The organism is Streptomyces sp. MMS24-W38, from assembly GCF_059889265.1.
In genome coordinates this window covers 5,934,447-5,948,175 of the sequence record NZ_JCBCPP010000001.1, presented here as the reverse complement: position 1 = coordinate 5,948,175, position 13,729 = coordinate 5,934,447, and the positions used below count along the sequence as shown (strand labels likewise).

Sequence of the window (13,729 nt, the reverse complement as noted above, 5' to 3'; positions counted from 1 at the left end):
TCGCCTACCGTCGCCGCTCAATGAGCACCCGCATATACATCAACGGCCCGCACCACCGCCCCGCGCCACGCCGTCAACACCATGTTTTTGTCGTTCATTATGGCCTAGTCAGTGAAGGAGATGTAAAGGTCTCCGTCACTTTGCATGCGCGGCAGGGATGCACGTGGCAGGCCATCGCCCTGTCCCGTCGCGCTCGGATCTGTACAAAGTCCCGGCATCACCGGGCAAGGGTGAGGAATGTTAACCGGGACACAACTAGACAAAGGGGTGACCGCACGTCACCTCGAGGACGCGGCGCAGGACCCTGCGCTCGCCCCGCGCGCCGAAGAACTGCGCGCACTGGCACGGGCGCTCGACTCCACCGACGTGGACGCCCTCGACGCCTGGGCCGATCTCGACCTGATGGCCCACTTCGCCCGGCCCGAGAGCATCGCCGAACCGGTGGACACCGGCCGGGGCGAACGGCTCGACTCGGTGCTGGACTGGGTGCTGGGGGCCCTGGTCTTCCTGCCTCTGCTCTTCACGTGGTTCGGCCTGTGGCAGGCGTCAAGTGCCTACGGGGCGCTCACCGGGGACGACCCCAAGGCCGCCGGTCGACCGTTCCTGCAGTTGTGGCAGTCCGGGTTCGACGGACACCTGAGCGGGGCATACCGCTTCGGCCACGTCGCCGTGGGCGGGTGCCTGGCCCTGGTGATGCTGTTCGTCCTCACGGCCGTGCACGGCTACCGGCGCACACGCGCCGAGCGTCGCGAGGGGCAGGCGCGGGAGCGTGCCCGTGCGGCTCTGGTCCGCCTGGTCCCGGTCCTCACGCGTGCGCAGCTCTCGCTCAACGAGCACCGGTTCGCCTCGCCCCAGCGCTTCGCCGCGGAGCTCAACTCGGCGGCCGGCCGACTGCAGCGGATGCACTCCAAGGCCATCACCACGCAGGAGGCACTCAGTCGGGCCGCCGAGCTGGTGGGCGAGGCCGCGGACAAAGCGGAGCAGCGCCTCGCCCAGGCGGAGGCGTACGTACGGCCCATCGAGCAGGTGGTGCTGCGGATCGAGGAGACCGTCCGGGACAGCGGCACGGCCATTCAGGCCACCGTCCAGGGTTTGGAGGACCCGTTGACGCAGGCGGGCCGCCGACTGGCCGACGCCGTCAGCGGGCAGACCGGTGTCCTGGACAAGGCGTTGGAGGACCTGAGGACGGCCGGCGACGACATGCGCGACGTTCTGTCCCGCGCGGCGGACCGGCTGGAGACGGCGGTCGGCGACAACGGTGACCGCGTGCGCGGCGCGCTGTCGGACGCGGCCCGGCAGGTCGAGGAGTCGCTGACCGTGCTGGCCGCCTCCCAGCGCGGGTTCACCACCGGCATCGAGGTCGTGGCGGATGTCAACGGACGCCTGCTCGACGACCTCGGCGCGGTGGCCGACCGGACCGGCGAGGCCGCCGAGGCCTCGCGGGAGGCCCTGCTCGGCATCGAGGCGCGCAGCCGCGCCGTCCAGGAGGCGACGGATCGCTTCGTCGCGGTCACCGACGCCCTGGAGCGAGCACTCCGCGAAACGGAGGCTGCGCGGATCGAAGCGGAGGCCGCGCGGGGCCAAGCAGAGACGGCGCGGATCGAAGCGGAGGCCGCGCGGGGCGAAGCGGAGACGGCACGCGCGGGTGCCGAAGCGGCCCAACGACGCGCGGAGAGCGAACTGCGTCAGGCCGAGAAGCTGCGGGCCGGGATCGGACCGGGCCGGTGAGCCCGCTGAAGAGGCGTTTCCGGTTCACTCCGCTTCACCTGGCCGGGTGGCTCTTCGCCGACATGCTGCTCGTGCTCGCCCTGGTGTCCATGGGAGACCGCGGTGACCCGCTCGCCGCGCAGGCCAGCGCCAGTCCCTCGAAGTCGGCCGATGCCACGCCGTCCCCCGCACCGAGCCCGACGCCGACTCCGACGGGACCGCGGTCGGTGGCGCGCAAGCCGGTGAAGATCCACCTGACCGCAGCGGTCGGCGACACCACGCGGATGGTGAAACAACTCCGTGCCGCCACCACCCGTTACCAGGGACGCGAAGCCGCCTTCGTCCTGACCTTCGGCCAGGCACCGGAGCCCGGTGACGGCCAGGCATACGCGCGGGAGGTGAACGAAGCCCTGCGGGAGGCGCGGCCGGACATGTTCACCGACGCGACCACGCGGGACTTCTGGACCGGCGGCCCCTCGGGCTCCGCCGACCTGGAGATCTACTTCTACACCCGTTGACGGCCACGCCGTCTCATCAGCTCAGGAGAACCAACCCATGCAGATCCTTCCCTTCTACATGGTGTGCGACGAGTCCGGCTCCATGGCCGGCGGCGGCGTGGACGCCATCAACTCGGCGTTGCCCGACCTGCACCACGAGATCAGCACCAATCCGAGTGTCGCGGACAAGACCCGCTTCGCGCTCATCGGTTTCTCCACGCAGGCCTCCGTGCTGCAGCCGCTCGCCGACCTGAGCGAGCTGACGCAGCTGCCGTCCCTGTCGGCGGGCGGCGTGACCTCCTTCGGCGCCGCCTTCCGGCTGCTGAAGGACACCATCGAGAAGGACGTCGCGGCGCTGAAGGCGGAGGGGCACGACGTGTACCGCCCCGTGGCGTTCTTCCTCTCCGACGGCATCCCCACGGACGAGGGCTGGCGCACCGCGCTCAACGACTTGAACGGGTTCCGGTACGCGCCGAAGATCATCGCGTTCGGAATCAGTGACGCCGACGCCGCGACCATCACGGAGGTAGCCAACTTCAAGGCGTTCCTCCAGCGGGACGACTCCATTTCGCCGGCCGTCGCGCTGCGCGAGTTCGCCTCCAGCCTCACCCGGTCCATCGTCAGCTCGGCGACCAGCATGGCCGCCCAGGGCGGGGAGGGCTTCCAGCTCCAGGTGGACGAGCAGGTGCCCGGCTTCACGAGCCTTTCCCTGGACAAGCTGTGAGCGGCCCGATGCATCACGGAGAAACCCCCGAGGCGCATGGGGATGTAAGGGGTCTCGGCAGGCCCGCCCACGGTGACGGTCTTGACGAACACTTCGCGAGCCTGCCCACCGACATCGTCGTCCATGACACGCGCACGCTCGGGCTCGCCACTCCCGCAGAGCGGTCTGCGCCTCCGGCAACGGACCGTCTCGTGCCGCCTGCGTCCCCTGCGGAATCCGGGGACGCTCTGTTGCGCGGGGTACCTGCGCACGTCGGTCAACGGCCCCCCAGCTATCCGCCCCACCCTCTGCAGTGCCCTTCCGTGCGGGACGGCGACGAGTTCGCGGCCTTCACCCCGGCAGTGCTGCTGGACGGGGCCCAGGTCGGACGGCTGACGGTGCGGGCCGCCTCCGTGCGCGGTGACTCCCACAACTGGGAGGGCAGTTGCCGCCAGGACGCCATGACGGTGACGCGCGTCGGTCCACCGGAGGCCGGCTTCCTGCTGCTGGCGGTCGCCGACGGAGTGGGCTCCGCGAAGCACTCGCACATCGGCTCGTACCGCGTCACTCGCCAGACGGCTCTCCACCTGGACCGGGAGGCGGAGAACATTCATGCGGCGCTGATCGCCCAGGACGAGGGTGAACTCCGCGCGATCGCCAACAAGGCGATCGCCGGCGCGGTCAACGAGCTGCGTATAGGTCAGGAGCACGCCACCACCCTGCATGTCCTGCTGGTTCCGACCGACGCCCGCATCCGCGAGCGTGTCGTGTTCAGCGTGGGGGACGGCGGCCTGTTCGTGCTGCGGGAAGGCCGGTGGGAACAGGGCAATTCGGTGGACGACGGAAGTCTCCTGGACACCCGCACCGAGGCTCTCCCGCACGCCTATCGCAGCGTCAAGGCCAAGCTGCTGCGTACCGAACCGGGCGAGGTCCTTCTCCTGGGCACCGACGGCATCACCAACCCGCTGACCCAGAAGGATCCCGAGTTCGCCCAGCGCCTCGCGAACGCGTGGGGCGGGCCTGAAGCGCCTTCGCTGTCCGACTTCCTGTGGCAGGCGCAGACGAGGGCCAAGTCCTACGACGACGACCGGACCGTCATCTGCGTGTGGGAGAAGCCGGAATGAGCGCGGAGGACGGAGCCGACGTCGCGCGGTCGTCGCTCACCCTGGGCGAACGGGTCGGCAGCGGCGGCCAGGGGGACGTGTACGCAATCACGGGTGGCCCGCTCCTGTTCAAGGAGTACAAGGACCCGTCCAAGGTCAACGGCACCGCCCTCACCGACCTGGTCGGGCTGCGGCAGGGCCTCGGCCAGGCGGACCGGAGCCGCCTCGACGCCCTTGCCGCCTGGCCCCTGTGCCGTGTGGTCGAGGGCGGCCGGACGCTCGGCTTCCTCATGAGGCGGGCCCCCGCCCCCATGTCGTGGCGCACCGCGACGGGGGCGACGAAGCTCCTCGAGCTGCAGTACCTGATCCGGCCGCCCAAAGCGGCCTGGCAGGACGTTGCCCAGCCGAGCCTGGAGCAGCGCAGGGCTCTCGCGCTGGCCTGCGTCGAGGCCATCGGTTGGTTCCACGACGCCGGACTCGTGATCGGTGACATCTCGCAGGCCAACGTCCTGTGGTCCCTCTCCCCCGAGCCCGCCGTCCACTTCCTGGACTGCGACGGCTTCCGCCGGGTGGGACGCGCGGCGGTCCAGGCCCAGGCCGCCACTCCGGACTGGAACGACCCGCTGGCGTCCTCCACCGACGCGACGGTGGACACGGACGCCTACAAGACCGCTCTGGTGGCGGGGCGCATCGTCGCCCAGGAGCCGTATGTCATACCGGGCCAGGATCTGGAACTCGTCCCCGGCTGCCTCAACGACCGGCAGAGCGACGGAGTGCGGAGGCTCTTCGCGCAGGCCGCCGGCGAGCGCGGTACCCGGCCCCGGCCGGGCGAGTGGCAGACCGCGCTGAGCGACCGTGGCGTCATCACGCTCACCGCGGCCGCGCCCCGAGCCCGGCCTGCCATCGACCACACGGTCCTGGACGGAGCGCGCAACCGGACACCGATCAGGCTGCGGGGCCCGGTGCAGTAGAGGGGTACCGGTTCCCTCGGATGTCGTGGGAGCCGTACCCGGCTCAGGCCTGCATCGGCTCCCAGCGGTAGGCATCGGCGATGCTTCGCATGCAAACGTCCCACGTGTCAGGATCCGGAAAGACCGGCAGTCGGGACACCAGGTCGCGCAGGACAAGCCCGTAGCGGAAGCGAGCGAGCCGCCCGGAGCGGGGCGTCGATGCCTGCCAGTACGCTGCAGGCAGGCTTGATCAGCAGGTGCGAGGGGGTCCCATGGTCGACGAGTGTCCGGGGTTCCGGCTCCGGCTCCGGCTCCGGCTCCGGCTCCGGCTCCGGCTCCGGCTCCGGCTCCGGCTCCGGCTGCCCAACGGTGACGGTATCGACCGGGCACGCGGAGTACTCCTGGACGAAACGGGCACCAACGGCAGCCGGAAGTTCCTCGTGCGGGCCGGCTCACCGGTGCGGGACCATGTGATGCCCTCGCTGGGCAAGCATTTCAAGGCGCCGACCAAACGCCGTGAGGAGCTTCGGGCGCAGGGCGTGCTGATGCCGTCGGCGCGCTGGCCGGGCTGGCTGGAGCTGACCGAGGACGTGGTGTTCGGCTCCCCCTCCTTCGCCGCCGTCGTGCTGGTCGGGGCGCCGCGCAACGGGTGGGAGGAGTGGCGGACCGAGGACGACAGGCCCCTGTCCGACTTCATGTCCGGAGTGTGGGCGGGCCCCAACCGGTCCTGGCTCGTGCGCGGCTCCAACGTCACCGGCCTGGACCTGGTCCAGCGCCTGTGGCTGCCCGAGGGACGCGTCACCCTGGCCACCTCCCGACTGCGGCAGGGCGTTCGGCAGGGCATCAGCAAGGACGAACTGCGCACGCTGGTCCAGTAGGACTACGAGTCGACCGCCACGTACAGCCAGCGGCAACAGCTCGTCGAGGACCTTCACGCCTTCCTGTCACGCATGAAGCCCGGCGACACCGTGTGCACGATCTCCGGCGGCCGGCTGTACGTCGGCGAGATCACCGGTGAGGCCGAGCAGACGGAGTCCGAGGACCGCCGGTCCAACCTGCGCCGGCCCGTGGAGTGGCAGCCCACCGGCTTCTCCTACAACGACCTGCCCGAGGAACTCCAGCAGAAGCTGTCCATCCAGCACGACGTCGTCGACCTCTCCGCCGTCCAGGCCCACATCGAGGGTCTTGGCCTCACCGACCAGGAGCTGGTCGAGGAGGCGGGGACAACGGAGCGGGACCCGAGCATGGAGATCCCCGCGCTCGCCGCCCGGCGCGAACTCGAGCTGCCCGAGCCCACGGACGAGCTGGCCGCCGAGTTGCTCGTGCACGGGACCGAATGGCTGCGGGAGGTACGCGATCTGCTCTGGGACGAGCGGCAGCTTGTGCTCTACGGCCCACCCGGCACCGGCAAGACCTACCTCGCCCTCAAACTCGCCGAGTTCCTGGGCGGCGGCCCCGAGCAGGTCAAGCTCGTTCAGTTCCACCCTTCCTATTCCTACGAGGACTTCTTCGAGGGGTTCCGGCCGCAGGAGGATCCGGAGACCCGCGAGGTGGCCTTCCGGCTCACCGCGGGGCCGCTGCGCGAGCTCGCCGATCTCGCGTCCCGCGAGGGCAACCGGCACATCCCTCACTTCCTGGTCATCGACGAGATCAACCGCGCCAACCTCGCGAAGGTCTTCGGCGAGCTGTACTTCCTGCTGGAGTACCGCAACAAGTCGGTGCGGCTGACGTACTCCGGGGACGACTTCGCGCTGCCGCCGAACCTGTTCGTGATCGGGACGATGAACACCGCCGACCGGTCCATCGCCCTCGTGGACGCCGCGATGCGCCGGCGCTTCGCCTTCGTCGAGCTGTCGCCGCGCGTCGAGCCGACGAGCGGCCTGCTGTGGAGGTGGCTGGAGCGGGAGGGGAAGGACCCCGAGCCGGCGGACCTGCTCGACGCGCTCAACACGCGGATCGACGAACCGGACTTCCGCATCGGGCCCTCGTACCTGATGAAGAAGGGCGTGTACCGGGAGGGCGGCCTCGAGCGCACCTGGCGGACGAAGATCCTTCCGTTGCTCGAGGAGCACCACTACGGCGAGGGCGTGGACGTCGAGAAGCGGTACGGGCTGGCGGCGCTGCGGGAGTCGTCGGGGTGACGCCGGTCGTCGAGCTCGTCGAGCACGCGCCGGCGGTCAGCGTGACCCTGCCGGACGGCGTGGGGCGGGCGCTCGCGGAGCTGCGCGTCGTGGACGCCGCGCCGGACCCGTACTCCCCGGGCCGCTGGTCGCTGCGGGCGGGCAGCAAGGTCGGAGCCGTCACGCTCACGGTGCCGGGGAACGACGATCCGCTCACGGTCCGCGTCGTCCCCAAGGTGCCCGTCGCCCGCCTCTTCCTCCTCCTCGGCTATGGCCTCGATCCCACCGGTGCCTGGCGGGACGGTGAGGTCGAGGTGGCCGAGCACCGGGACCTGTTGCCGGCGCTCGTGCACGCGGTGGAGCGGCAGGTGGACCGGGCCCTGCGGCAGGGGCTGTTGCAGGGTTACCGGGTGACGGAGGAGACCTCGGTGGTCGTGCGGGGGCGGATCCGGGAGGCCGAGCAGATACGGCGCCGGTTCGGGGCGACGCTGCCGGTGGAGGTGACGTACGACGAGTTCACGACGGACATCGCGGAGAACCGGATCCTGCGGGCGGCCGTGGAGCGGCTGCTGCGGCTGCCCGGGGTGCCGCGCGAGGTGCGCCGGAGGCTGCTGCACCAGCGGGCGCGGCTGGCGGACGTCACGGTGCCGGTGCGCGGCCGGGCCCCTGCCCGAGTGGCGTCCGAGCCGCCTCAACGCCCGGTACCACCACGCCCTGCACCTGGCGCGGGCCGTGCTGCAGGACGCCTCCCCGGAGCACGGGCCCGGCGGACTGCGCGTCGCCGGGTTCCTGTTCGACATGAACAAGCTCTTCGAGGACTTCGTGACCGTCGCCCTGCGCGAGGCCCTGCGCGGGTCGGGCCGCACCGCCCGCTTCCAGGACAGCCACCACCTCGACGAGGCCGCCGCCCTCCGCATGCGGCCGGACTTCGTGCTGTACGGGCCGGAAGGCGTCCCGTGCGCCGTCGCGGACGCGAAGTACAAGGCGGAGAAGCGGGGCGGTTACCCGGACGCCGATCTGTACCAGATGCTGGCGTACTGCACCGCCCTCGGCCTGGACGAGGGACACCTGGTCTACGCGAAGGGCAACGCCTCGCACGCGGCCCACCGGGTGCGCCACGCGGGCACACTGATCCACCAGCACGCCCTCGACCTGGACCAGGAACCGGCGGGGCTGCTCGCCGACGTCGCGGAGGTCGCGCGGCGCATGCGGAACGGCTGACGCGACCTCCCTGTGCGACTCCTGCTACTGCAGGTAACTGCGGTTACCGCAGCTTCCACTCGCCGGTCTTGTCGGCGAACCCGGAGTCCATGGTGAACTGCACGGTGTCGACCTTCGCCGCCTCGGGAACCTCGAAGACGATCCAGCCGAGGCCCTTGGCACCGGGCTTGAGCTTCAGGCTGGAGGCCATGGACGGCCCGGCCGTGATGTCCCCGAAGGTGGCGTCGAACTGCTGGCCCTCGCTGTCCGCGACCTGGGCGCCGTTGGACGGGCTGTCGCTGTAGGCCGCCTCACCGGTGTTGACGAGTTGGAACTGGACGCCGACGAACCGCTTGCCGGAGGCGGGCTCCATGAACTCGTCGGCCGACTTGGCGGGGTCGGCGACCTTGACGACGGTGACGTCGAGCTGACTGCCCTCCTCGAAGCCCTCCAGGGTGAGGGTGTCGCCGACCTTGGCGACCTCAGGAGCGTCGGGCTTCTCCTTCTTGGTGTCCTTGCCGCTGTCCGCCTGGGCTGCGGCGTTCTCCTTCGGCTTGTCGACGACGGTACTGCCGGTGTCGCAGGCGGTGAGAGTGAGCGCACCGACGGCGGCGGCTACGGCGGCGGCGATTCGGATACGGGCGTGCATGGTCCCCCCAAGGACAGTGCTGGATGTTCACGTACACGCCCCGTCACCTCAGTCACGGCGGGGCTGTACAGGTAAACCATAGGTACGACACGTTGGCGATGTCAACAGAACCCCTAAGGGTGTTCACGCGATGAGACGGTGGTCGGGCAGCGTGCATCCAATGCGCCACCGGGCCCCAGACGACCGCCTCTTCAGGGCCGGGAACGCGTGCTGCAGCCTGCGTTCGCCAACAGCTTCCGGGGGAGCTACGACGCTCTCGAAAAGGCACGCGGTAAGCGGATGCGAACCATCCGTATCATCGGCTTCCGGCACAGTGTGGTCCTCACCCCGGACAACGGCAGCGATGTCTTCCTATTGGTGGCTGTCGTCCGCCACAACGACGCCTGCACCTGGGCCGCCGAACGGCTGTACACAACGAACGCGGCGACCAGGGCGCTCGAGGTCCGCACCATGGTGGCGGTCGAGCGGGTGACGCCGCACCCGGAGAAGGCTGCCGCCGCTGCCGGTTGCCTGTGGTTCGCCCGGCACTCGGACACGGTGCTGCATGAACCCTGCCTACTCCGTGCGGTGCGCACCGTCGTCGACAAGCCTCAACCGGAGACGTCCGGCCCCTGTTGCCGAGGGGTGCCCGCTGTCCGTGGCGTGCGCGAACTCCCGGGAGACGTTTACGGTCCCGTGGAGTGTGTCGGACAGCCCGTTCCTGCCCCGGTGAGCCCGGGGCGTCGGCCGTCGCGTCCCGTCAGTCGCCGGGCTCCAGGGCGCCGTTGCCGAGTCCGTCCCGCGCCAGTGCGGCGATCTGCCTGCTGAGTTCGGCCACCCTTCGCGACCGCTCCTCGAACTCCCTGAGGGCGCCGAAGACCGCTCCGTAGCGGCGCTGTGCCGCGATGTCCATCTGGGGGATGCGGGCACCCTTGCCGTCGAACCGGAAGGTGCCGCTGGTGGTGGTGGAGCGGCGGCTGTTGACGGTGCTGTGCAGGAAGCCCTGGAGGAAGTCCGTGTCGAGTTGGTCGCTGACCGAGACCGGTTCCGGGTCCGCGTACTCGACCAGTCCGGCCCTGACGAGGTCGGCGACGCTCACACTGGCCCCGTCCAGGGGGCCGGGTCCCTCACCGGCGACCAGGGTCGGGAGCAGTTCACCCAGGCGTTGCAGCTGCTCGGCCAACTCGCGGTGCAGGGCGTCGTATTCGGTGACGAAGTCACGGTGGGACCCGTCGACGTGGCGGCCCGGGGTGAGGTCCACCAGATCGTCCAGCAGGTCGATCTGAGCGACGTCGGTGACCTGCTCGGGGCGCGGCTCCAAGGGCCCGTCCGGGTCGTTGGCCGTGAGGTCGACCATGCGGACGGTGGCAGCGGTGTCGCCCGGTGTCCGTGGCCGCCGCAGCTGCCACAGGTGCACGGGCAGGGAGTGCGCGGCGGCCGTGCCCGGGGGCAGGGCGGTGACCTGGGTCAGGATGCCGCGACGGACGAGCTCGGCGCGGATACGACGGCCGGCCTTGCGGTAGGCGACCGACGCCGGCATCACCATGACGACCCGGCCGCCCGGCGCGGTGTGCGCGTAGGCGTGCTGCAGCCAGGCGAGCTCGCCCTCGGCCCGGGAGGGCGTGCCGAGCTCCCAGCGCGGGTCGAGGAGCAGGTCCTCCCGCCCCCAGTCGGTGTCGCTCACCGGCGGGTCGCAGACGACGAGGTCGGCCTTGAGGTCCGGCCACTGGTCGGCGCGCAGGGAGTCACCCTGCCTGACCTCGACGGGAGTCGGCTTCGCGAGCTCGGCCCTCCATCGCGCGAACCGTGCGCTGTGGGTGTCCACTTCCTGGCCGTACCGCCTGCTGCCGCGGTTCGTCCCGGTGGTCAGGAGGAGGGTGCCGATTCCGCAGGCCGGGTCGAACAGCACCGCGTCGGGCGCGAGGTCACCGGCGCTGTGCCGGACGGCACGGATGACGCGGGGCGAGGTCACCTGATCGGATCCGGCCCGCCGCACGGACTCCGTGAACCGCTCGGCCAGCCCGTTCACCACGTCGGCCGGGGAACTCTCCTCCGCCATGCGGTGGGCCAGGCGGACAGCCTGCGCCGACAGTACGGACGGCTCCTCGCCCCCGGGGACGGCGAGAGCCTGCGCGACGTCCGCGAGCCCGCCGAGGATGTCGTCGCCGTAGGCTCCGCGCAGCACCTGCCACAGCTGGACCTCGTCGGTGACGTCCTGTCCCTTGTGCTGCTTGTTCAGCCACGCCTGCACCTCGGCCAGGTCGAAGAGAGGACTGTTGGCCCCGCCTCCGGCCGGAGCGGGGAAGTCGTCGTACCGCCGCCTCCAGTTGGACACGGCGGCTCGAGTGACACCCGCGATTCGAGCGATCTCGGAACCTGTCACCAACGGGTTCGTCGGAGTGGCCGGGTTCTGTGGCATGCCCTCCACCGTACACAGCCCGCCCGTCTGAATCAATGCAAGGCGACCGTTGACGACGTTAACGAGACATATCCCCTCTCAGCGCTCCAGTAGCGCTCCAGCCCGGTTTCGTGCTCCGACGCGGGTGCGGCGCCTGTCCGTGAGCGCGCACATGAGCTGCCGGAGTCGAGCGTCTCGGGTCGGCGGGAAATCGGGCGCTGCGGGATGGCCCATCGTGGGGTCAGGAGCACGGTCACAGGGTCCCGGCATGCAGACGGTGACCGGGCCCGACGGCGGGTCCGGCCACCGGAGTTCTCAGCAGGTGATCTTCAAGTCCGCCCAGTCGGCGTGGTCGTACTCGTTGCCGTCGCCGCCGTCGGTGACGACCAGCGTGACGGTCCGGGCGCCGCTCACCTCAGCGGTGAGTTGCTGCGCGTCCTGGGAGTTGGTGAGGAGGCCGGTGGCGGCCGCGCGCTCGCCGTCGGCGCGGACCTCGAAGGCGACGGTGCCGCGTGTCCCCGTCTCGTCGTCGAGACCGACCAGGGCCGTGACCTGTTCGCAGCGCCCCGCGGTGAAGTACTCGACGCGGCTGTGGGCGTGCACGCCCAGGCCCTTGTCCCAGGTGCGGCCGCCGATGGTGAGCGTCCCGCCGTCACCGGCCGCCTTCTCGCCGTTGCTCCGGTCCTTCTCCACCGGCCCCCAGCCGTTGACCGCTGTCAGCGGCGTGAGGTCGCTGAGGTAGGTGGTGCCGTCCTCCGGCGCGACGGACACCTCCACCTGGACCGGGGAGACGGAACGGACCTCCCGCCCGGACGGCGTGCGGTACGTCGTGGTGAGCCTCAGCTCGTAGGTACCGGGGTCGGTGCCCTCCGGAACCCTCGCCCGCCACGTGGTCCGGAACTCCGCGCCACCACGGAGCAGCGGGCTCCCGGGACGGGAGTCGGCCTTCGTCCGCCACCCCTCGGGGCCGGTCAGCGCGATGGAAACGGAGTGCACCGGGCGGCGTCCGAGGTTCGCGGTCACCGCGGTGAGCCGTGCGCTGTCACCCGCCTCGGTGATCGCGACGCCGCCCGCTCCGGAGTCCACGGCGGGCGGCAGCTGGGCCCAGCCGCGGTCCGGGCCCACCCGCACCAGCACGGTTCCGTGTCCGGGCACGGTCGCGGAGATCTCGCCCGCCGTGTGGGTGGAGCGGTGCTCCCACAGGTCCCGCACCCGATAGCCGGCCGCGTGCGGCAGGCCGGCCGTACGCGCCGTGGTGGAAATCCGCTGCGGCCGGTCGCTCTCGTTGAACAGGGCCACCGCGCGAGTGCCGTCGGCCAGTTCCTTGACCACGACCCAGCGGCCGTCCTCGGAACTGATCACCTTGCCCTGCTTGCCCAGCTCGTCCTGGTCGACGGCGATGACCTCCTCGTTGGAGAGGATGTCGAAGGCCGACTGCGGCGCCGACCGGAGGTCCGCGCCGATGAGCAGGGGCGCGGCCATGACCGACCACATCGAGAAGTGGGTGCGGTACTCGGTGTCGGTCATGCCGCCGTTGCCCACCTCCAGCATGTCCGGGTCGTTCCAGCCGCCCGGGCCCGCGTACTCGTCGAGGGACAGGTTCTCCTTCATGATCGACAGCGTGGAGTCCCAGTCGTCACTGATGTCCCCTGTGGTGCGCCATGACTGCCCGACGCCCCTGGCCCATTCCCAGGGCTTGTTCTCACCCCACTCGCAGAGGCTGTAGAGGATCGGACGCCCGGTGGCCTCCAGCGCGTCGCGCATGGTCGTGTAGCGCTGCTTCGCGTCCACGCCCTCGTTGTTGCAGTTGTCGTACTTGAGGTAGTCGACACCCCAGTCGGCGAACTGCTGGGCGTCGCTGTACTCGTGGCCCAGTGCGCCGGGGAAGCCGATGCTGCTGCACGTCTTCGTTCCCGCGCTGGTGTAGATGCCGAACTTCAGGCCCTTGCCGTGCACGTAGTCGGCGACGGCCTTGATGCCGTGGGGGAACCGCTCCGGATCGGGCACGAGCTTGCCCTCGGCGTCGCGCTGGGGCAGAGCCCAGCAGTCATCGAGGTTGATGTACTCGTACCCGGCGTCCTTGAGCCCCTTCTCCACGAAGAGGTCGGCCATGCCCTTGACCAACTCCTCGTCGAACTCCGCTCTGCAGTGGGTCGAGTTCCAGTTGTTGAACCCCATCGGTGGTGTCAGTGCCAGGTGGTCGTCGATGCCCGCCGGGGCCGCGGAGGAGGCACGGGCTTCCTCCGGAGCTTCCGCGGCCGACGCCGGTGCGCCGAGCGCGGTGGCGCACAGCAGCCCTGCGGCGAGCGTGGCGAGCGCAGTGCGTACGGGAGTGCCGGACCGGGTTCTCCACCCGGGAAAGTGAGCCATCTGCATGTCTCCCTCGTCAGGCGTCCTGAATCGTTCCCCTGGTGCGACTGCCG

General features: G+C 70.5%; 8 protein-coding genes and 2 pseudogenes. 7 read left to right on the top strand and 3 right to left on the bottom strand.

What is annotated here, in order from left to right:
• Positions 1-267: 267 nt before the first annotated feature.
• The 7 genes and pseudogenes from AC6F7H_RS26070 (at position 268) to AC6F7H_RS26040 (ending at position 8,301) form a co-directional block, all read left to right on the top strand.
• A complete protein-coding gene (locus tag AC6F7H_RS26070) occupies positions 268-1,728 on the top strand; it encodes a hypothetical protein (protein ID WP_500759435.1) in 1,461 nt (486 codons plus the stop codon).
• Positions 1,725-2,225, top strand: coding sequence for a hypothetical protein (locus AC6F7H_RS26065; protein ID WP_500759434.1), 501 nt, complete (start codon positions 1,725-1,727; stop codon positions 2,223-2,225). The genes AC6F7H_RS26070 and AC6F7H_RS26065 overlap by 4 nt, the downstream gene beginning before the upstream one ends.
• 37 nt (positions 2,226-2,262) lie before the next feature.
• Positions 2,263-2,928 carry a vWA domain-containing protein gene (locus tag AC6F7H_RS26060; RefSeq protein ID WP_500759432.1) on the top strand — a complete coding sequence of 222 codons (666 nt, stop codon included), beginning with the start codon at positions 2,263-2,265 and terminating at the stop codon, positions 2,926-2,928.
• 302 nt (positions 2,929-3,230) lie between these two features.
• The gene (locus AC6F7H_RS26055) at positions 3,231-4,031 is read left to right on the top strand and encodes a protein phosphatase 2C domain-containing protein (RefSeq protein WP_500759431.1); all 801 of its coding nucleotides are present in this window, start codon (positions 3,231-3,233) and stop codon (positions 4,029-4,031) included.
• The gene (locus AC6F7H_RS26050; protein ID WP_500759429.1) at positions 4,028-4,981 is read left to right on the top strand and encodes a hypothetical protein; all 954 of its coding nucleotides are present in this window, start codon (positions 4,028-4,030) and stop codon (positions 4,979-4,981) included. The genes AC6F7H_RS26055 and AC6F7H_RS26050 overlap by 4 nt, the downstream gene beginning before the upstream one ends.
• Positions 4,982-5,319: 338 nt before the next feature.
• Positions 5,320-7,101: pseudogene (locus AC6F7H_RS26045) on the top strand (DUF4357 domain-containing protein).
• Positions 7,098-8,301: pseudogene (locus AC6F7H_RS26040) on the top strand (McrC family protein). Before AC6F7H_RS26045 ends, AC6F7H_RS26040 begins: the two co-directional pseudogenes overlap by 4 nt.
• A 43-nt stretch (positions 8,302-8,344) precedes the next feature.
• On the opposite strand, the gene AC6F7H_RS26035 reads toward AC6F7H_RS26040, so the two are convergent.
• The 3 genes from AC6F7H_RS26035 to AC6F7H_RS26025 all read right to left on the bottom strand — a co-directional run bounded on the left by AC6F7H_RS26035 (position 8,345) and on the right by AC6F7H_RS26025 (position 13,676).
• On the bottom strand, positions 8,345-8,929 hold the full coding sequence (locus AC6F7H_RS26035) for a DUF4352 domain-containing protein (RefSeq protein WP_500759428.1): 585 nt from the start codon (positions 8,927-8,929) through the stop codon (positions 8,345-8,347).
• A 739-nt stretch (positions 8,930-9,668) separates the two neighbouring features.
• The gene (locus AC6F7H_RS26030) at positions 9,669-11,327 is read right to left on the bottom strand and encodes an N-6 DNA methylase (protein ID WP_500759427.1); all 1,659 of its coding nucleotides are present in this window, start codon (positions 11,325-11,327) and stop codon (positions 9,669-9,671) included.
• 294 nt (positions 11,328-11,621) lie between these two features.
• Positions 11,622-13,676 carry an NPCBM/NEW2 domain-containing protein gene (locus AC6F7H_RS26025; RefSeq protein WP_500759426.1) on the bottom strand — a complete coding sequence of 685 codons (2,055 nt, stop codon included), beginning with the start codon at positions 13,674-13,676 and terminating at the stop codon, positions 11,622-11,624.
• Between the last annotated feature and the right edge of the window lie 53 nt (positions 13,677-13,729).

Bases quoted from the DNA above. Each gene is read 5' to 3' on its own strand.
- AC6F7H_RS26025 (WP_500759426.1), bottom strand. From the start codon at position 13,676: ATGGCTCACTTTCCCGGGTGGAGAACCCGGTCCGGCACTCCCGTACGC.
- AC6F7H_RS26060 (WP_500759432.1), top strand. From the start codon at position 2,263: ATGCAGATCCTTCCCTTCTACATGGTGTGCGACGAGTCCGGCTCCATG.
- AC6F7H_RS26035 (WP_500759428.1), bottom strand. From the start codon at position 8,929: ATGCACGCCCGTATCCGAATCGCCGCCGCCGTAGCCGCCGCCGTCGGT.
- AC6F7H_RS26030 (WP_500759427.1), bottom strand. From the start codon at position 11,327: ATGCCACAGAACCCGGCCACTCCGACGAACCCGTTGGTGACAGGTTCC.
- AC6F7H_RS26050 (WP_500759429.1), top strand. From the start codon at position 4,028: ATGAGCGCGGAGGACGGAGCCGACGTCGCGCGGTCGTCGCTCACCCTG.